This window comes from Cedecea sp. (assembly GCF_036500665.1).
GTDB lineage: Bacteria > Pseudomonadota > Gammaproteobacteria > Enterobacterales > Enterobacteriaceae > Cedecea.
Genome location: NZ_DASYBS010000165.1, coordinates 46,070 through 63,298, shown reverse-complemented (window position 1 = coordinate 63,298; position 17,229 = coordinate 46,070). Strand labels below are relative to the sequence as shown.

19 protein-coding genes are annotated in these 17,229 nt (G+C 54.6%); 8 read left to right on the top strand and 11 right to left on the bottom strand.

From position 1 onward, the window contains the following. Positions 1–35 precede the first annotated feature (35 nt). Positions 36–974 (top strand): DNA-binding transcriptional activator PunR, encoded by a 939-nt coding sequence (gene punR, locus VGM55_RS25915; RefSeq protein WP_154186105.1) that lies wholly within the window; start codon positions 36–38, stop codon positions 972–974. Here punR and purR read toward each other — a convergent pair. Next, positions 971–1,996, bottom strand: coding sequence for an HTH-type transcriptional repressor PurR (gene purR / locus VGM55_RS25910; RefSeq protein ID WP_154186103.1), 1,026 nt, complete (start codon positions 1,994–1,996; stop codon positions 971–973). The genes punR and purR overlap by 4 nt on opposite strands. A gap of 292 nt (positions 1,997–2,288) precedes the next feature. Here purR and VGM55_RS25905 point away from each other — a divergent pair, with 292 nt between their 5' ends. After that, positions 2,289–2,378, top strand: coding sequence for a YnhF family membrane protein (locus VGM55_RS25905; protein WP_154186101.1), 90 nt, complete (start codon positions 2,289–2,291; stop codon positions 2,376–2,378). Between the two features lie 168 nt (positions 2,379–2,546). On the opposite strand, the gene sodB is transcribed toward VGM55_RS25905, so the two are convergent. Next, the gene (sodB, locus tag VGM55_RS25900) at positions 2,547–3,128 is read right to left on the bottom strand and encodes a superoxide dismutase [Fe] (RefSeq protein WP_154186099.1); all 582 of its coding nucleotides are present in this window, start codon (positions 3,126–3,128) and stop codon (positions 2,547–2,549) included. Between the two features lie 323 nt (positions 3,129–3,451). Continuing rightward, positions 3,452–4,300: a C40 family peptidase gene (locus VGM55_RS25895; protein WP_331637157.1), complete on the bottom strand. Its 849-nt coding sequence runs from the start codon at positions 4,298–4,300 to the stop codon at positions 3,452–3,454. Between the two features lie 363 nt (positions 4,301–4,663). Here VGM55_RS25895 and VGM55_RS25890 point away from each other — a divergent pair, with 363 nt between their 5' ends. Continuing rightward, positions 4,664–5,008 (top strand): Grx4 family monothiol glutaredoxin, encoded by a 345-nt coding sequence (locus tag VGM55_RS25890; protein ID WP_154186097.1) that lies wholly within the window; start codon positions 4,664–4,666, stop codon positions 5,006–5,008. Positions 5,009–5,049: 41 nt separating this feature from the next. Here VGM55_RS25890 and rnt read toward each other — a convergent pair whose 3' ends face one another. The 5 genes from rnt to eptA all read right to left on the bottom strand — a co-directional run bounded on the left by rnt (position 5,050) and on the right by eptA (position 9,766). Continuing rightward, positions 5,050–5,709 carry a ribonuclease T gene (rnt, locus tag VGM55_RS25885; RefSeq protein ID WP_154186095.1) on the bottom strand — a complete coding sequence of 220 codons (660 nt, stop codon included), beginning with the start codon at positions 5,707–5,709 and terminating at the stop codon, positions 5,050–5,052. A 111-nt stretch (positions 5,710–5,820) separates the two neighbouring features. Further along, a complete protein-coding gene (gene gloA, locus VGM55_RS25880) occupies positions 5,821–6,228 on the bottom strand; it encodes a lactoylglutathione lyase (protein WP_154186093.1) in 408 nt (135 codons plus the stop codon). Between the two features lie 88 nt (positions 6,229–6,316). Next, on the bottom strand, positions 6,317–7,414 hold the full coding sequence (locus VGM55_RS25875; protein WP_154186091.1) for an alkene reductase: 1,098 nt from the start codon (positions 7,412–7,414) through the stop codon (positions 6,317–6,319). A 53-nt stretch (positions 7,415–7,467) separates the two neighbouring features. Next, the gene (locus VGM55_RS25870; protein ID WP_154186325.1) at positions 7,468–8,067 is read right to left on the bottom strand and encodes a TetR/AcrR family transcriptional regulator; all 600 of its coding nucleotides are present in this window, start codon (positions 8,065–8,067) and stop codon (positions 7,468–7,470) included. Positions 8,068–8,137: 70 nt separating this feature from the next. Continuing rightward, positions 8,138–9,766: a phosphoethanolamine transferase EptA gene (eptA, locus tag VGM55_RS25865; RefSeq protein ID WP_331637156.1), complete on the bottom strand. Its 1,629-nt coding sequence runs from the start codon at positions 9,764–9,766 to the stop codon at positions 8,138–8,140. A gap of 167 nt (positions 9,767–9,933) precedes the next feature. Here eptA and VGM55_RS25860 point away from each other — a divergent pair, with 167 nt between their 5' ends. Then, complete coding sequence (locus VGM55_RS25860; RefSeq protein ID WP_008456463.1) at positions 9,934–10,173, top strand: DUF1289 domain-containing protein; 240 nt, start codon at positions 9,934–9,936, stop codon at positions 10,171–10,173. Positions 10,174–10,229: 56 nt separating this feature from the next. Beyond that, complete coding sequence (locus VGM55_RS25855) at positions 10,230–11,126, top strand: aldo/keto reductase (RefSeq protein ID WP_154186085.1); 897 nt, start codon at positions 10,230–10,232, stop codon at positions 11,124–11,126. Between the two features lie 3 nt (positions 11,127–11,129). Here the strand turns inward: VGM55_RS25855 and VGM55_RS25850 are convergent, their stop codons facing one another. The 3 genes from VGM55_RS25850 to VGM55_RS25840 are packed head-to-tail and all read right to left on the bottom strand — an operon-like array spanning position 11,130 to position 14,249. Continuing rightward, positions 11,130–13,151, bottom strand: coding sequence for an FUSC family protein (locus tag VGM55_RS25850; protein WP_331637155.1), 2,022 nt, complete (start codon positions 13,149–13,151; stop codon positions 11,130–11,132). Then, complete coding sequence (locus VGM55_RS25845) at positions 13,151–14,008, bottom strand: HlyD family secretion protein (RefSeq protein ID WP_331637154.1); 858 nt, start codon at positions 14,006–14,008, stop codon at positions 13,151–13,153. The genes VGM55_RS25850 and VGM55_RS25845 overlap by 1 nt, the downstream gene beginning before the upstream one ends. A 4-nt stretch (positions 14,009–14,012) precedes the next feature. Next, positions 14,013–14,249, bottom strand: a complete 237-nt coding sequence (locus VGM55_RS25840; protein ID WP_331637153.1) for a DUF1656 domain-containing protein — start codon at positions 14,247–14,249, stop codon at positions 14,013–14,015. A gap of 175 nt (positions 14,250–14,424) precedes the next feature. On the opposite strand from VGM55_RS25840, the gene slyA reads away from it, so the two are divergent. The 3 genes from slyA (at position 14,425) to VGM55_RS25825 (ending at position 17,212) form a co-directional block, all read left to right on the top strand. Beyond that, entirely contained in the window at positions 14,425–14,871 is a 447-nt protein-coding gene (gene slyA, locus VGM55_RS25835; protein ID WP_038473191.1) for a transcriptional regulator SlyA, read from the top strand. A gap of 221 nt (positions 14,872–15,092) precedes the next feature. Continuing rightward, positions 15,093–16,094: an LLM class flavin-dependent oxidoreductase gene (locus VGM55_RS25830; RefSeq protein WP_331637152.1), complete on the top strand. Its 1,002-nt coding sequence runs from the start codon at positions 15,093–15,095 to the stop codon at positions 16,092–16,094. Beyond that, positions 16,091–17,212, top strand: coding sequence for an amidohydrolase (locus VGM55_RS25825; protein ID WP_154186076.1), 1,122 nt, complete (start codon positions 16,091–16,093; stop codon positions 17,210–17,212). The genes VGM55_RS25830 and VGM55_RS25825 overlap by 4 nt, the downstream gene beginning before the upstream one ends. Positions 17,213–17,229 lie beyond the last annotated feature (17 nt).

Here is a 17,229-nt window from a genome sequence, read left to right as displayed (position 1 = left end):
TGCACATTGCATTCAAATTTTTTGCAGGCAAAAACATGTGGTCTGAATATTCTCTGGAAGTTGTGGATGCCGTGGCCCGCAATGGAAGCTTCAGCGGTGCCGCCCAGGAGCTACACCGCGTGCCTTCTGCCATAAGCTATACGGTACGCCAGCTCGAAGAGTGGTTAGCTGTGCCGCTCTTCGAACGGCGGCACCGTGATGTTGAACTCACCGCAGCCGGGGCTTTTTTTTTGAAGGAGGGTCGCTCTGTTATCAAAAAAATGATGGCTACCCGACAGCAATGCCAGCAGATAGCAAACGGCTGGCGCGGGCACCTGTCCATTGCGGTAGACAATATTGTGAAGCCAGAGCGTACCCGCCAGCTGGTGCTGGATTTTTATCGCCACTTTCCGGATATCGAGCTACGGGTATTTCAGGAGGTCTTCAACGGCGTGTGGGACGCACTGGCTGACGGACGAGTAGAGGCGGCGATAGGGGCGACGCAGGCTATCCCCGTGGGAGGACGTTATGCGTTTCGGGATATGGGGGCGCTTAGCTGGCGCTGTGTCGTTTCGACCGATCATCCGCTCGCGCAACATGAGGGTGTTATTCCGGACGATATGCTCAGGGCCTGGCCATCTTTGGTTCTGGAGGATACATCGCGTTCGCTGCCCAAGCGTATCACCTGGCTTCTTGATAACCAGCGCCGCGTGGTGGTGCCGGACTGGGCTTCAGGGGCGGACTGCCTTAGCGCAGGCCTGTGCATTGGCATGGTGCCTACGCACATCGCTAAGCCGTGGCTGGACGGCGGAGAGTGGCAGGAGCTGACGCTGGAAAATCCGTTCCCGGATGCAGCTTGCTGCCTGACGTGGAGGCAGGATGACGCATCGCCTGCGTTAAGCTGGCTGCTGGAATACCTGGGGGACAGTGAGACGATGAATCAGGAGTGGCTTCAGGAGCCAGGCAACACATTCCCGGCTCCTGACAAGACTTAGCGGCGGTAATCGCGGAACGGGCCGTCGGCTACCGAGCGGCGTTCGATGAGGCGCGGATGGACTTCAATCGTCTGCGACTCTTCACGTTTGTTGATTATACGGTCGAGCAGCATATTAAAGGCCGTTTCGCCCAGACGTTCTTTTGGCTGGTGGATAGTGGTCAACGCCGGAGAGAAATAGCGGGCGTTGCGCACATTATCATAGCCGATGATAGAGATATCCTGCGGCACGCGCAGCCCCATCTCATCCGCTGCGCAGATCGCGCCCATCGCCATGATATCGCCACCGCAGAATACCGCTGTAGGGCGATGTGGCTGGTTGAGTAATTGCTGCATGGCCCGGTAGCCGGACTCTGGCTCGAAGTCGCCCTGAACTACCCAATTATCCGGTACTTTAATATTGGCTTCATCAAGCGCCTTCAGGAAGCCTGCATGGCGACCGCCGCCGGTATTACGTTCCAGCTGACCCGGGATCGCACCGATGTCGCGATGGCCGCGTTCAATCAGGTAACGGCCTGCGAGATAACCGCCGTGAAAAGCATTGTCGACAACGGAGTCGGTAAAGTCGGCGCGGGCTTCGCCCCAGTCCATCACCACCATGGGAATATGACGGTACTCTTCCAGCGTAGAGAGCAGGCTTTCCGGGTACTCGGAGCACATCACCAGCAAGCCATCAACGCGCTTTTGCGCCATCATCGACAGGTAGGCGCGCTGTTTCTCAAAGTTGTTGTGCGCATTGCCAAGGATCAAGGTGTAGCCTTTCGCGAAACAGCTGTTCTCGACCGATTCGATAATTTCAGCAAAATAGGGGGCTTCGCTTGAGGTAGCAAGCAGACCGATGGATTTGGTGTGGTTGACCTTCAGGCTGCGTGCAACGGCACTCGGTGAGTAGTGCAGCTCTTTAATTGCTGCCCAGACGGCGTTGCGCGTCTCTTCCGCCACAAAACGGGTCTTGTTAATGACATGTGACACAGTGGTAGTGGAAACGTTTGCGCGCTTCGCTACGTCCTTAATTGTTGCCATTAGATGTCACTCCAGACCATATCGTAAACTCCTGATAACTCATATGTTAAACGTTTGCCTTCGCTAACTCCTGGGGCAACACGTTGGTTGCAGGCCTGTCGGGAATGCGACATACAGCGGGAGGAGGGCGTTGCCGGGCGATACGCGGTAAATTAGCGAAGGATTTTGGCTTATCCCGGGGCAAAGTGGAAGAGGGAAAACCGAGATCTGTGCAAAACCAGCAGGATTTTTCTCGCCAATTGTGGGAAAATCATCCTGCTTACACTTTGTAGGGAAATAAAAGGAGCTTACGATGAGTACCGATCTGAAGTTTTCCATGGTGACCACGGTTATCGTACTGGGCCTGATTGTTGCCGGTGCGCTGACCGCCGTACTGCACTGATTTAATAAGGGCCGCTAATAGCGGCCCTTAGGCCGTAGACAAAGAGGGAAAAGTATGGCTTTTCCCTCTTTGTGGTTATCAGTCGAAAATCAATGAATTGATTTTCCCCGTTTATTTCCAAAAAACCTCAGGTAATCCTTCCATTCTCTGATGAAAAGCGGCTGCAAATCAGCCCGCCAGGTTTTGCGCAACAAATGTCCAGTTAACCAGCGCCCAGAAGTGGTCCAGATATGTCGGGCGCGCATTACGGTAATCAATATAGTAAGCGTGTTCCCAGACATCTACGGTCAGCAGCGGTTTTGCATCGGTAGTGAGCGGGGTTCCGGCGTTTGAGGTGGAAACTATTGCCAGGCTGCCGTCGCTGTTTTTGACAAGCCAGGTCCAGCCGGAACCGAAGTTTTTGATGGCGGCTTCGGTGAACTGTTTTTTAAATGCTTCTACGCTGCCAAAGGCGTTAGTAATGGCTGCCAGCACTTCCCCGGCTGGCTCTCCTCCTGCGTTTGGCGCCAGGCAGTGCCAGTAGAACGTATGGTTCCAGACCTGTGCGGCGTTATTGAAAATCCCACCGTCAGCGTGCTTAACGATCTCCTCCAGCGTCTTCCCTTCAAACGGACTGCCTTTTACAAGGTTATTCAGGTTAGTGACGTAGGTTTGATGGTGTTTACCGTAGTGGTATTCGAGGGTTTCGGCTGAGATGTGCGGTGCCAAAGCGTCTTTTGCATAGGGCAGGGCGGGTAGTTCGAACGACATTGCTTCACTCCTTGTTATTTTGATTCACAATATAACTACATTTTGTGTGGTTATAAGGTTAGCAAATTACGGGAGTGCAAAAAAGCGAAATGAAACAGCCCGTTGTCGGGCTGTTCAGACGGCAGACAAACTACCTGCAATGAATAGATACCAGATGGCGTTTTAAAATAAACAAGGAAAATCAATTTATTGATTTTCGACTGATAACCACAAAGAGGGAAAAACCACGCTTTTTCCCTCTTTGTCAGCAACAATTAACAGCCCGTTGCCGGGCCGTTAACATTTTAATCAGAATAAAACCGCCCGATGGGGCGCAGATAAGATTAGCGAATTGTCTTTGGCGTCATGACCCGGCGGGCACCGACGTAGTGGCGCTGCCAGTAATCCTCGCTCAGGGAGGTTATCTGGATATCACGGCCGCTGCGGGGAGACTGAATAAACTTGCCGTTGCCGACGTAAACGCCAACGTGGTCAGCGGTTCCGCGCCCTTGAGTGCGGAAGAAGACCAGGTCGCCGCTTTCCAGTTCGCTGCGATCAACGGAAGAGGCATCACGCAGGTGATACATTTCGTTGGCGGTGCGTGGAATACGGATGTTCACCAGATCTTTATAAGCGTAATAAATCAGCCCGCTGCAGTCGAAACCGGTGCGTGGAGAGGTGCCACCCCAGCGGTACGGTTTACCAATTTGCCCCATCAGCTTGTTCATGGCGGTTTTTTGCGCCTTCTGTACTCGCACTTTGTGCGCCTGAGCAATAGTCAGATTTTTTTCTGACTTCACCTTCACGCACTGTTTTTTATGCCCTTTACGATGGGTGCATTTTTCAGTGTAGGCGAGAGTGGCTGCGGCTGGCTGTACGGCTAACTTCTGGGAGGATTTTTTACTGCTGTTTTTAGCGAGGGTTTTGCTTTTGCCTGAGACGTTGTGTTTTACAACTTTGGCTTTTGCCGGTGAGGTCTCTTTTTTACCGGACTTCTTTGTGGAGGCTGTGCTGGCCTTCTGTTTTGCCTTTGCTTTCTCTTTACCCTGGTTGCTTTTACTGGTGGTTTTTGCCGGATGGTTTTTTTGTGCAACAGGATGGCGGACGTGCTCGGACGCCTGCGTCAAAGGTGTATAGGGCAAAGCAAATAGCAGAGCACAGAGCGTGATAGAAATTTTATTTATCCGCGCCACTCGTCAATCCCCTGATAAATGAAAGCACGATGCTAACCATCATGCCTGCGTATGATTTTTGCGAAACCCGACGATTCTAATGCATAAAAGCCGATGATGTTAATAGGCAATTACTATTTAACGGTCAAAAGTGGAAGCTATAGCTAAAAAATTAACCATTACCGCGAGTTATCCGCTGTTTTATTGATCGCCAATGGGGCAAATTGCTAATTTTCGCGCGCCATAAAAGTGTTATTCTTAAAGCATGTTTGCATGCCCACGGTGGCGCGGGAAAAACCCTGCTAAAAATGGTGTTTTCTGGCCGGGGTGCAACTGGCTACAATGGCAGGCTATTGCCGTATCAAGGTTTGAGGAAGCAAGACAATGAGCACTATTGAAAAAATTCAACGCCAGATCGCTGAGAACCCCATTCTTCTTTATATGAAAGGTTCCCCGAAGCTGCCGAGCTGCGGCTTCTCCGCTCAGGCCGTTCAGGCGCTATCCGCCTGTGGCGAGCGTTTCGCCTATGTTGATATTCTGCAGAACCCGGACATTCGTGCTGAGCTGCCGAAATACGCTAACTGGCCAACGTTCCCACAGCTGTGGGTTGACGGTGAGCTGGTCGGCGGCTGTGACATCATTATTGAAATGTACCAGCGCGGCGAACTGCAATCTCTTATCAAAGAGACCGCAGAGAAGCATAAATCTCAGGAGCAGGGCGCAGAGTAATCTCGCCGGCCATAAAAAAAGCGACCCTCGGGTCGCTTTTTTTATGCTTCGGATTCCGGCTCGTCGGCTAAGGGCAGAGGCCACCCGCCGAGGCGCTTCCAGCGATTGACGATTTCGCAAAATAGCAGGGCGGTCTGCTCTGTGTCATATAAAGCAGAGTGGGCCTGTGAGCTGTCAAACTTCTGCCCGGCCGCGATGCAGGCTTTTGCCAGAACGGTTTGCCCCAGCACCAGGCCACTCAGTGCGGCGGTATCAAATGTGACGAACGGGTGGAACGGGTTACGTTTTAACGACGCCCGCTCAGCGGCAGCCATCATAAAGCTGTGATCGAAAGTCGCATTATGCGCGACCATAATGGCGCGGCTACAGCCGCTATCTTTGATGCCTTTACGCACGGTTTTGAAAATGGCATGCAGGGCATCATATTCGCTGACTGCACCACGCAGTGGGTTATGCGGGTCAATACCGTTGAAAGCCAGGGCCTCAGGCTGAAGGTTTGCACCTTCGAACGGTTCGACATGGAAGTGCAGCGTTTCGTCGGGGGATAACCAGCCGTCTTCATCCATCTTGAGCGTAACGGCGGCGATTTCCAGTAACGCATCAGTTTTAGCGTTAAAACCTGCGGTTTCAACATCGATAACTACCGGATAAAAACCACGAAAACGGTCGCACAGGCCATGCAATTGCGTGTTGTCTGACATCTGATTCTCTTAATACGGGGAAAATGCAGCGCGCATTATGGCAAATTTCGGGGAGTGTTGCAGTAAGGGGGCGCAAAATGCGCTCCCTGTTTGACGCTAATCTACTGAATATCAGTGACCCAGGCCTTTGCCCGCGTGCTTCTCTTCGATCAGTTCGATTTTGTAACCGTCCGGATCTTCAACGAAGGCGATAACGGTCGTACCGCCTTTTACCGGGCCGGCTTCACGCGTCACGTTGCCGCCGTTGTTGCGAATACGCTCGCAGGCTTCTGCCGCATTATCCACGCTGAGGGCAATATGGCCATAAGCGGTGCCCAGGTCGTAGCTGTCTACGCCCCAGTTGTAGGTCAGTTCGATAACCGCCGTGTCGCTTTCATCGCCATAGCCGACAAACGCAAGAGAATATTTGTACTCTGGGTTTTCGCTGGTGCGCAGCAGTTTCATGCCCAGCACTTTGGTGTAGAAGTCGATGGAGCGTTGCAGATCGCCAACGCGAAGCATGGTATGAAGTAGACGCATAAAATCCTCGTCGAATAAGACAGTTATTTCTGGAGTCGTTGAGTATAGCGGCGTTTACGCGCCGCTATCAATGAAAGGGACTGCGGAGTTACAGGCTTGGGTAGTCGGTATAACCTTCCGCGCCGCCGCCGTAGAAGGATTCAGGGCGCTGCGGGTTCAGCTCGGCATTTTTATGCAGACGAGCGACCAGGTCAGGGTTCGCGATGAACGAACGGCCAAAAGCTACCGCGTCAATCAGGCCTTTGCCGATCAGATCTTCCGCTTTCTCCGGGGTATATGCCCCTGCGCCAACGATAACGCCGCTGAAACGCTCGCGAACTTTTTCACGGAATGCTTCGGTGTACGGTTCGCCACCGGCCCAGTCCGGTTCGGACATGTGCAGATAGGCAATGCCGCGTTTACCCAGCTCTTCAATCAGGTAAAGCGCGTCAGACTCTTCGTTCGGGCCGTTGTCCACGTTCTGGAAGGAACCAACGGGAGACACGCGGATCCCGATGCGATCGGCGCCCCATTCTTTGATCCCGGCGTCAACCACTTCCAGCACCAGCCGAGCGCGGTTTTCACGGCTGCCGCCGTATTCGTCGGTACGGTGGTTTGAAGACGGTGACAGGAACTGGTGCAGCAGGTAGCCGTGCGCTGAGTGCAGTTCAACCAGGTCAAAACCGGCGTCGCGAGCGTTACCAATCGCCTGACGGAAGTCATCTACGATGCCTGGAATTTCGCTGAGTTCTAGCGCGCGAGGCATGGAGGTATCTTCACGAACGGCATGACCGTTTTCGTCACGCAGCGAGGTACGCGTTCCGGCGCTCAGCGCGGAAGGCGCGACCGGAGCCTGCTGGTCTGGCTGAAGCGTAAAGTGAGAGATACGTCCGGTGTGCCAAAGCTGAACCGCCATATGGCCTTTTTCTGCGTGCACGCCTGCGGTGATCTTTTTCCACGCGGCAATTTGCTCTTCGCTATGCAGGCCCGGCGCCCCGGCATACCCTTTGGCCTGGGCAGAAATCTGCGTTGCTTCACTGATGATAAGACCGGCGCTTGCACGCTGGCGGTAGTACTCCCCCATCAGTGGCGTCGGGATATCACCCGGCTCGATACTACGCAGGCGCGTCAGCGGAGCCATAAAGATGCGGTTTGGTACGGTAATCGCGCCCACTTTGAGTGGCGTAAACAGTTTATCTGCTGACATGGTTTTTCCTCGAGTAGACCGGTCGTCTAGTACTTCAGTAAATAAAAAACCTGTCAGGCGACAGGTTCTGCCAATAGGGTTCGTACATGTGTTAATGCGCTTTCAAGCGGCAATGCGCTGCGTGAAATCTTTGCCTGCAGGCTGGCACCCAGCCAGAGGGCATAAAGCACCATGGCCTGGTCGAAAGCCTCGCCTTCAAACTGCAGGCTTTTTTCACTGCGTCCCTTTTCTAACGCATCCGCAAGCAGGGAGATAAGTTGTGATCCCCCGTTATTCAGCGCGCCACGCATATCTTCCGAAAGGTCGCAGACTTCCGCCGAAAGCTTCACCACCAGGCAGTTACTCAGGTTGCCGCTCTGGCAGAAGTAGCTCAGCATATCCTGATACCACTTCAGCAGGCGTTGGCGAAAATTGCCTTCACCGTGAGAAAAGTGATCCGCTACCCGCAGATTTGACGCCTGGTAATAGCGCTCAAGCATCGCCACGCCAAACGCCTCTTTAGAGCGAAAGTAGTGGTAGAAAGAGCCTTTTGGCACTTCTGCGGTGCGTAACAATTCGCTTAAGCCCATGCCGGTAAAACCCCGGGCAAGGCACAGCCGCTCGCCGGTGGCGAGAAGGTGTTCGCGAGTGTCGTGTTCAGGATGTCGATTCATGCGGTCAATGTAGTAGACCAGTCGGTCTAATGCAATAGGTGGCGGCCAAATTTTTATGGCCGCCACACGATTAACGCTTACGGCACTCCGCCAGAATATCCATATCTTTTTGATAAGTCTGGCTATTGATATTCATCATGCCCAGCACCGTTGAGAAGAGATTATCCTGGGATACAGGGTCCCTTTCGGCTTTGTGCGCCAGGCAATCTCTGTCCAGGGCAAAGTTTTGCTGGTAATCCTGCGACAGCCAGAACAGCAGCGGAATATGCGTTTGCTGCGAGGGAGCAAGCAGATACGGCGTGCCGTGCAGGTAGATGCCGCTTTCGCCAAGCGACTCACCGTGGTCGGCCAGGTAGATAAGCGCGGTATTAAGCTTGTCATGATGCTGCTTCAGCTTGTCGATTGTGCGGCTCAGCACATTGTCCGTGTGCAGGATGGTGTTGTCATAGGTATTAATCAACGCCTGGCGATCGCAGTCCTGAATCTGGTTGCTGTCGCAGGTTGGCGTGAAGCGCCGGAAACCGTCCGGGTAGCGCTGATAGTAAGCCGGGCCGTGGCTGCCCATCAGGTGCAGCACGATGACCGTATCCTGCTGCAGGCCGTCAATCACGTTATCCAGGCGATGGAGCAGAACATCGTCAAGACAGGCGCCGTCTTTACAGTAAACGTCCAGCTTCCACTGCGTCATGTCCGTATGCGGCATTCGGTCGCAGGCACCTTTGCAGCCGCCGTCGTTATCCCGCCACAGCACGTTAACCCCGCCGTGAGCCAGCACGTCAAGCAGCCCTTCCTGATGATGGGCAAGATCGGCATCGTAGGATTTGCGCGGCATGTTGGAGAACATACAGGGCACAGAAACCGCGGTTTCCGTCCCGCAGGAGGACGCGTTCTGGAAGTAAATCACATCCTGTTTTTTCAGCTGTGGATTCGTTTCACGGGCATACCCCCCCAGCGAGTAGTTCTCGGCTCTTGAGGCTTCGCCAACCACCAGCACCACCAGCGTTTTCTTTGGCTGCTGCTTAATCAATGGGCCTTTTTGCGCGTCCGCACCAATTTTGATCAGCGTCTGGTCCCCGGCAAACCAGCGTTCTTTGCTGTAGCGGCTAAGAGCGCTGATGTAGTTTGCCGGCGTGACCATTTTCACCACGCCTTTGTTGTTGCGGAACAGCGAGGCATAGTCCTTATAAAACACGGCGGCGACGAGGATGATGACCAGCAGCCCGGCCAGTACGCTAACGAGGCGGGTAAGGGCGGTATGCCACCAGCGAGCGGGCTGAACCTTGACCAGCGCAAGTATGAGGGCGGGAATAATGCCTGCCAGCGCAAGCCAGCTAACCAGCTGAGGCGTAACCAGCGCGACGGCCTCCTGAGAATCGGTTTCAAACACGTTGACCATCATGTTTTTATCGATGACAGCGCCGTAGGTAAACATAAAGTAGTTGCTGGCCGCACAGCCGATCACCAGCAGCACCAGCATTGGCTTACGCAGCCAGGGCAGGTTAATCGCGCTAAAAATCGTGAGCCAGGCGCAAAACAGCACCACCGGCACAGAGGCGGCAAACATCCAGCTATGGAAAGAGTCCGGGGCAATCAGCTGCCAGCTGCGGTGAATAAAGAGGGAGTTGATCAGCGTAAAGAAGAAAGCGCAGCACAGATTAAATTGCGCATCGTTACACTGTAACTTTTTTAAGAGGTTCATATAAGCCGTGAATACTAAACAGAATATCCGCTATTCTGGAGAGAGAAGATTAGCTGAACCTTAATTTTCGAAAGCTTTTCGCCGGCAGGCGATTTTTTAGCCGTCCCGCTTGCATCCCGAACGGAGTCAGGCTTCAATTGATGCAAAGTCGTTAATGAGGTGGGCTGGTGTCTGAGCAGTTAGAGTTCTTCCCCATTCAAAGTCCCTGTCGCGGTATCTGCCAGTCGGATGAACGCGGGTTTTGTCGTGGCTGTATGCGCAGCCGCGATGAACGCTTCCAGTGGCAGCAAATGAGCGACGCGCAAAAACAGGACGTGCTGCGCCTCTGCCGTCAACGCTTATTGCGCAAGTTACGAGCAAATAAGCCAAATTCTCCTGAAGAACCCGAGCAGCCCTCACTGTTTTAATCATTCAGGGCCGTTATACTCGAGGCAGTTTCTCTCCTTACTGAGGTTATATTTTTATGGTACAGCGCATTACGATTGCCCCGCAGGGTCCAGAGTTTTCACGCCTGGTGATGGGCTACTGGCGTTTAATGGAATGGAATATGTCCCCGCGCGAACTGGCGAGCTTTATTGAAGAGCATGTCGAACTGGGGATCACCACGGCGGACCACGCGGACATTTATGGGGGTTATGCCTGTGAAGCGGCCTTCGGCGAAGCTATGCGCCTGGTTCCACATCTGCGCAGCAAAATGGAGATCGTCACCAAATGCGGCATCGCGACGACGGCTAAGCCAGAGAACGCCATCGGCCACTATATTACCGATCGCGACTACATTATCAGCAGTGCGGAAAGCTCCCTGAAGAAGCTGGCGACCGATTATATTGACCTGCTGCTGATCCACCGTCCTGATCCGCTAATGGATGCGGATGAAGTTGCAGAAGCGTTCACCGCGCTGCACCACAGCGGTAAAGTTCGCCACTTCGGCGTATCTAACTTTACCCCGGCTCAGTTTGCGCTCCTGCAGTCACGCCTGCCGTTTACCCTGGCGACCAACCAGGTTGAGCTTTCGCCGGTACACCAGCCGCTGCTGCTTGACGGTACGCTGGATCAGCTCCAGCAGCTGCGCATTCGTCCGATGGCATGGTCCTGCCTCGGCGGCGGTCGTCTGTTCAATGACGATGAGTTCCAGCCACTGCGCGCCGAACTGCAGAAGGTTGCGGAAGAAATCGGCGCGCAAACCATTGAACAGGTCGTTTATGCGTGGGTGATGCGCCTGCCGTCTTCGCCGCTGCCTATCATCGGCTCCGGTAAAATTGAGCGCGTACGTTCTGCCATCCACTCGCTGTCTCTGGAAATGAGTCGCCAGCAGTGGTTCCGCATTCGTAAAGCCGCGCTCGGCTACGACGTACCTTAATCGTTACTGACCGCCTGCCAGCGTTCCGGCGGGCGGTGCCTGTTCCAGCTGTGACAGCGAGCAGTAGAGCCGCCAGATAATGCCTGCCAGTTCCCGCGCCGCCGGGTCGTCATGATGCGCAAGCGCGTCGCACATTCTTTGCAACTCTTTCAGTGACTCCGCCAGCGGCCTTTGCAGCACACCGCGCTCACTCATGACGTCACGCAGTGTATGGATGCAAACATCCCTGACCATCGACAGTGGGTCAGAGCGAGTTTCCCAGCCGCGCAGCTGCCAGACTACATGCGAGCAGTTCAGCAGCACCACACCCCAGCGCAATAACCAGCGGCGGGCCGCCTCTTCTTTACTGCTGCTAAGCTGGCTGATGTGATGGTATACCAGCGACTCAAACTGGCTTTCGCTGTGCTGCGGCTTGCGGCTTAGCTGGTCGATAAATCCGCGCCGCAGCGCCCGGATATGCCGACGGCTTCGCCGGGTGTCCGAGCTTGGGCGCAACACTGAAAAGGCCAGCCACGAGATCCCCACGCCGAGCACTTTGGCGAGGTTGTCATTCATAAACCCTGCAAAGTCGTAAACCGGCGGGTTGCTGACCGCCAGAAACGATCCCATAAACACAATTAGCTGCCCCCAAAGCGCGGCGCGTTTCGCCTGCTGGAGTTTAAGCAGTTGCATGGTGGCCAGCAGCGGCAGCAGGAAAAGCAGGAATTGCCACAGCTGGGTAACCTGGATCATCAGGCCAAACTTCACCAGGAAACTGAAGAGCGATAACCACAGTAAGGTGCGCATCAGTAACGTCAGTGAGCCAAGCGGTGAGGCTACCGACGAATAAAGTACGCAGCTAATGGCAGCGAGCGACAGCGCGCCGCTGCCGGACTCCCACTGCGTGCCGATGCACCATGCGCCGGTTAGCGTGATCACCGCAAAAGTACGCAGGGCACTCCATAGCGCTTCGGCGTTATCGGTATGTCGGGCAAGCGGCGGGGCTTGTGGTGGCGTAATCACCGAAACCGGGCTGGCATTTTCCAGCTCGCGCAGCCAGCGGCTGCTATTCAGGTAGAGCCAGCAGAAATAGCGCAGCCGGTGCCAGAATGCCCGGTGGCGGTAATCGTCTTTTGACTTCGGCGCAATTTGCTGCAATAGCCTGGCGACGGTGTATTTATCGGCGTTGGGTTTTGCCAGCTCCCGTAACAAACTTTCGAGCACTGACCAGATATTGGCGGGCGCAGCCGGCCAATTGAGCAGCATTCGTCGCAGGCTGGAGATCACGCTGGTCAGGCGCAACTGCTGATGGAGCAGGTAGTTCAGCAGATTGTTCTGGCGGCGAAAGCGGTAGTGGCTCCAGAAAGCCTGAATGCGCAGCAGGTTCATGGTCAGGATCTGGCCGATAATCCCTTCGTGCGCGGTGCGAATGGCGTCGGTAGTTTCCGGCTGCCAAAGCAGGCTGGCGTGCTCTAGCAGCCGGGCGTGCATGTTTTTCAGCGCGGTCACCAACGCGCTGCCGTCCGATGTACTCGGCAACACCATCATCATGAAACCGCCGCACAAAATCCCGACGACGACCTCGCACACGCGGGCCTGGGCAATATCCCACAGCTCGGTCGACTCCACGGTATTGACCATCGGGAAGGCGATAATCGCGGCGGTATACCCCGCCAGCATAAAGGCGTAGGCAACGTTATTTTGAAAATGGCTGGAGGCCCAGGTACAGAGTGCCAGCCAGCTTGCCATGGCAAAAGTAAACAGCCAGGGATCGTTCAGCGCGTTGCCGGCAATCATTAACGACGCTGCCGCACCGATAAAACTTCCGGCTATCCGCCCCAGACTCTTACTGATCACACCGCCCACGGTAGGGAAGCTGACGACCGCGGCGGAAGTCATCGCCCAGTAGGGTTCATCAAGGTCCAGGGCATAGGCGATAGTGAGCGCCATTCCCATTGCAATGGCGTTGCGCAGAGCATAGCGCCATTGCCCGCCTGTCGCTTTACCCCACGGCGTATTGCGCCATTCGAGAAAACTAAGGTTCATCAGGGCTGAACGCTAACGGTGCAGGTGGTGCCGGACACCAGCGTGATGTCTTTGGGTATGGCATCGAGGCTAATGCGCACCGGTACGCGCTGCGCAAGGCGAACCCACGGTACGTTAGGTTTAATATCCGGGACCAGATCGCTGTCGCTTTCAATGCTTTGATCGTAGATAGCGCGCCCGATGCTTTCCACTTTGCCGCTCAGCTTTTGGTTGCCGTTGTACAGAACAATGTTCACGGCATCACCCGGTTGAATGCGTCGAAGCTTGGTCTCTTCGAAGTAACCAACCACGTAAAATGAGTGGCTGTCGACCAGTGCGAAGACCGGTTTACCCTCGGTGGCATAGTTGCCGGTACGTGACGTAAGGTTGGTTACCCAACCGTCTACCGGCGCGATGACGGTGGTTTGTGATAGCTGCCACTGTGCCTGCTCAAGGGTTGCCTGTGCGACCTTGACCGCCGCTTGCATGGCTTTGACGGTAATGTTTGCCGTGTCCATGTCCTCGGCGGAAATGTAATTCCGCGGCAGGTTATGGCGGCGATTCGCTTCATTGCTGGCTTTGGCCAGATCGGACTGCGCCTTTGCCAGCTGGGCTTCTGCGTTCAGAACCGCAATATGGTAAGGGGTGGCGTCGAGGGTAAAGAGCGGGGTGCCTTTACTGACAAACTGATTATCTTTCACATCCAGGGTGACGATAGTGCCGGAAACCTGCGGCGTAATGCTGACCTGTTCGGCACGGACTTTACCATCTCGTGTCCAGGGAGACTGCATGTAATAGTTCCATAGCAGCCAGCCTGCCAGCAGCGCAGCCGCAAGGACGATGAGGGTGGAAAAGTATTTTATTGTTTTGAGATTCATTATGTTACCACATCACCAAAAGAGCCATGCCGGCGCTGACGGACAGCGCGAAAAGGGATAAATCCATCAGCGTGGGGTGCCAGATTTCACCGGAATAGATCCAGTCCCGCAGCAGGCGATGGACAACCAGCCAGATAAAAAAACCGACAAATACGGCTTTAAACAGCGGGGGAAAGTAGATTGACGCCCCGACCACAAGATCCTGAAGCGGGAAGCCGGACGCGCTAAAAGTGAGACTCACGTGAGAAAATCCTTTAAAAAACGGGGATGACTGCCGTTTCCCCTCACATAGATGTAGAATAAAAGTATAGCTGTTTGCATAACTTCAGCGAAAGTAAGGGATTTGTTTTTAACATTCAATGCCTGCACAATAGTCTAAAATCAGTATAATAAGTTAGCAAGCTAATTATAAGGAGATGAAATTGGAATCGCCATCGCCATTAGGTTCGGATCTGGCCCGCCTGGTACGCATCTGGCGTGCGCTAATTGACCATCGCCTGAAACCTCTGGAATTGACACAGACACACTGGGTAACGCTGCATAATATTCATCAGCTGCCGCCAGATCAGTCACAGATTCAGTTGGCTAAAGCGATCGGCATCGAGCAGCCGTCACTGGTTCGTACACTCGATCAACTCGAAGAAAAGGGGTTAATCTCGCGTAAAACCTGTGCAAACGACCGTCGGGCAAAACGGATTAAATTGACCGAGCAAGCCACGCCTATCATCGAAAAGATGGAAGGTGTGATAAACGAAACGCGGGGAGAGATCCTAACGGGGATTACTCGCGAAGAGCAGGCGCTGTTAAGCAACCTGATTAGCCGGCTCGAGCAAAATATTATTGAACTGCAAAATCGCGATTAATATTGGCGGTTGAGCAAAAGCCTCGCGGGTTATACGGCGGGGCTTTTTTTCATCTGTGCCTGCTTGTTCATCGAGAAGATAGCGCTGCGGTAGCAAATAGTTTAGCCAACGTCTGAGTTTGTTTATCTCTTTTTCAGAAGACTAAATGTAAATTAATTGTTTCTCTCCGGCGTCTCCCGCTTTTAATAATGAAGGCATGTTAATAAAAACGAGCCTGCATTATGTCTTATCGCATCAGTATTCTGGATAAAAGTCCGCTTGCACCACACGACAGTGCAACGGATGCACTCGCGCGTACGCTTCACCTGGCGCAGCAGGCGGAGGCGTGGGGGTATCACCGTTTCTGGCTTGCAGAGCACCACAATACTGCCCAACTTGCCAGCCCGTCTCCGGAGGTACTGATTGCATGGATAGCCGGGCAAACGAGTCGTATTCGCATTGGGTCCGGCGGTGTGATGCTGCAGCACTACAGCCCATATAAAGTTGCCGAAAACTTCAACCTGCTGTCTTCACTGGCGCCGGGTCGCATCGATCTGGGCGTGGGTAAAGCGCCCGGTGGCTTACCGCTTTCGACGCAGGCCCTGCAGCAGGGGTTCTCGCAGGCCGCAAAAGGCACGTTTGATGAGCAACTGACCCAGCTCGACGGCTGGCTGTCACTGAACGATCCGGCAGAGGAAGATGGCATTCGCGCCACGCCGCTGCCGGCCCAGCGCCCGGACGGCTTTTTACTCGGCGCGAGCCTGCAAAGTGCGAGGCTGGCCGCAAGCCTTGACTGGAATTTTGTTTTTGCCGCGCATCTGAACGGCGATAAAGCGTTGTTACATGATGTGCTGAACGACTGGCGAGCGAATAGCCGCCGCGATGTGCTGGTGGCCGTACAGGCCATTGTTGCGCAGGACGCTGACCACGCGGACGAGCTTGCCGGGCAGGTTGAGATTTGGGGCGTGGAGCTGGAAAACGGCCAGCGGGTGAGCGTGGCCAGCGAACAGCAGGCGCACAGCTTTGCCCGCCAGTCAGGCAGTGCGTTACGAAGCCTGACGCGCCGTGAACCTTCGCTGCTGAAAGGCACGGCAGAAACGGTCAGGGAAGGGCTGCAGGCGCTGCACGAAACTTATGGTATTGATGAATTTATTATTGATACGCCGATTGCCGAAGGCACTGAGCGCATTGCTTCACTGCGTTTGCTGGCAGAGGCTCATGCGGTTACGGAGGTTGCTTTATGACCTTTGCTCAGCAGTTAATCGACTGGCGCCGCGAACTGCATCGGTTCCCGGAGCTTTCCCTTGAGGAAGTTGAGACGACTTCCCGCATCCGCGACTGGCTGCAAAGCGCCGATATCCGCCTTCTCCCGTATTCGCTTAAAACCGGCGTTGTGGCAGAGATTGGCGAAGGTGAAAAGGCTATTGCCCTGCGGGCCGATATCGACGCGTTACCGATTGAAGAAACCAGCGGCGTGGCGTTTAGTTCACAAAATTCAGGCGTGATGCACGCCTGCGGGCATGATGTTCACAGTAGCGTGATGCTGGGTGCAGCGCTGCTACTTAAGCAGAACGAAGCGCAGCTAAAAGGGCGGGTGCGTATCCTGTTTCAGCCCGCTGAGGAACGTTTCGGCGGGGCAAGCACGCTGGTGAAGGCTGGCGTGCTGCAAGGCATCTCGGCTATTTTTGGTATGCATAATGAACCCGGCCTGCCGGTTGGGGCATTTGCTACCCGCGGCGGTCCGTTTTATGCCAACGTCGATCGCCTGGTTATTCAGGTGCGCGGCAAAGGGGCGCATGCCGCTCGCCCCCACGAAGGCAAAGACGCAATACTGCTTGCCAGCCAGCTGGTCAACCTGCTGCAAAATATTGCCAGCCGGGAGGTGAATACGCTTGAGTCGGTTGTGCTGAGTATTACACGCATTGCGGGCGGCAATACGTGGAATGTGCTGCCGGAAAGCGTTGAGCTGGAGGGCACGTTGCGCACCCACAGCGCCCGCGTACGGGAAGCGGTAAAAGCGCGGGTTCTTGACATTGCTGCCGGTCTTGCCAGCGCTTTTGGGGCGCAAATCGAGGTCAGCTGGCACGCGGGGCCGGACGCACTCGTTAATGACGAACGCTGGGCGGCGTTTTCCCGCGAGGTTGCGGCGGCGGAAGGTTATGAGACGCATCATGCGGATCTGCACATGGGCGGAGAAGATTTTGCGGTGTATCTCCAGCATATTCCCGGCGCTTTTGTCAGCATCGGCAGCGACAGCCGCTACGGGCTTCACCATCCGGCTTTTGATCCTGATGAAAAACTCATTGAGCCAGCGGCACGCTATTTCGCGCGTTTAGCCCAAACCGCCTTACAACAACTTTAATCATAATCAGCGATAGC

Bases quoted from the DNA above. Each gene is read 5' to 3' on its own strand.
- VGM55_RS25875 (WP_154186091.1), bottom strand. From the start codon at position 7,414: ATGTCAGCAGATAAACTGTTTACGCCACTCAAAGTGGGCGCGATTACC.
- sodB (WP_154186099.1), bottom strand. From the start codon at position 3,128: ATGTCGTTCGAACTACCCGCCCTGCCCTATGCAAAAGACGCTTTGGCA.
- rnt (WP_154186095.1), bottom strand. From the start codon at position 5,709: ATGTCAGACAACACGCAATTGCATGGCCTGTGCGACCGTTTTCGTGGT.
- eptA (WP_331637156.1), bottom strand. From the start codon at position 9,766: ATGAACCTCTTAAAAAAGTTACAGTGTAACGATGCGCAATTTAATCTG.
- VGM55_RS25830 (WP_331637152.1), top strand. From the start codon at position 15,093: ATGTCTTATCGCATCAGTATTCTGGATAAAAGTCCGCTTGCACCACAC.
- VGM55_RS25890 (WP_154186097.1), top strand. From the start codon at position 4,664: ATGAGCACTATTGAAAAAATTCAACGCCAGATCGCTGAGAACCCCATT.
- slyA (WP_038473191.1), top strand. From the start codon at position 14,425: ATGAAATTGGAATCGCCATCGCCATTAGGTTCGGATCTGGCCCGCCTG.
- purR (WP_154186103.1), bottom strand. From the start codon at position 1,996: ATGGCAACAATTAAGGACGTAGCGAAGCGCGCAAACGTTTCCACTACC.
- gloA (WP_154186093.1), bottom strand. From the start codon at position 6,228: ATGCGTCTACTTCATACCATGCTTCGCGTTGGCGATCTGCAACGCTCC.
- VGM55_RS25855 (WP_154186085.1), top strand. From the start codon at position 10,230: ATGGTACAGCGCATTACGATTGCCCCGCAGGGTCCAGAGTTTTCACGC.
- VGM55_RS25825 (WP_154186076.1), top strand. From the start codon at position 16,091: ATGACCTTTGCTCAGCAGTTAATCGACTGGCGCCGCGAACTGCATCGG.
- VGM55_RS25870 (WP_154186325.1), bottom strand. From the start codon at position 8,067: ATGAATCGACATCCTGAACACGACACTCGCGAACACCTTCTCGCCACC.
- VGM55_RS25905 (WP_154186101.1), top strand. From the start codon at position 2,289: ATGAGTACCGATCTGAAGTTTTCCATGGTGACCACGGTTATCGTACTG.
- VGM55_RS25850 (WP_331637155.1), bottom strand. From the start codon at position 13,151: ATGAACCTTAGTTTTCTCGAATGGCGCAATACGCCGTGGGGTAAAGCG.
- punR (WP_154186105.1), top strand. From the start codon at position 36: ATGTGGTCTGAATATTCTCTGGAAGTTGTGGATGCCGTGGCCCGCAAT.
- VGM55_RS25845 (WP_331637154.1), bottom strand. From the start codon at position 14,008: ATGAATCTCAAAACAATAAAATACTTTTCCACCCTCATCGTCCTTGCG.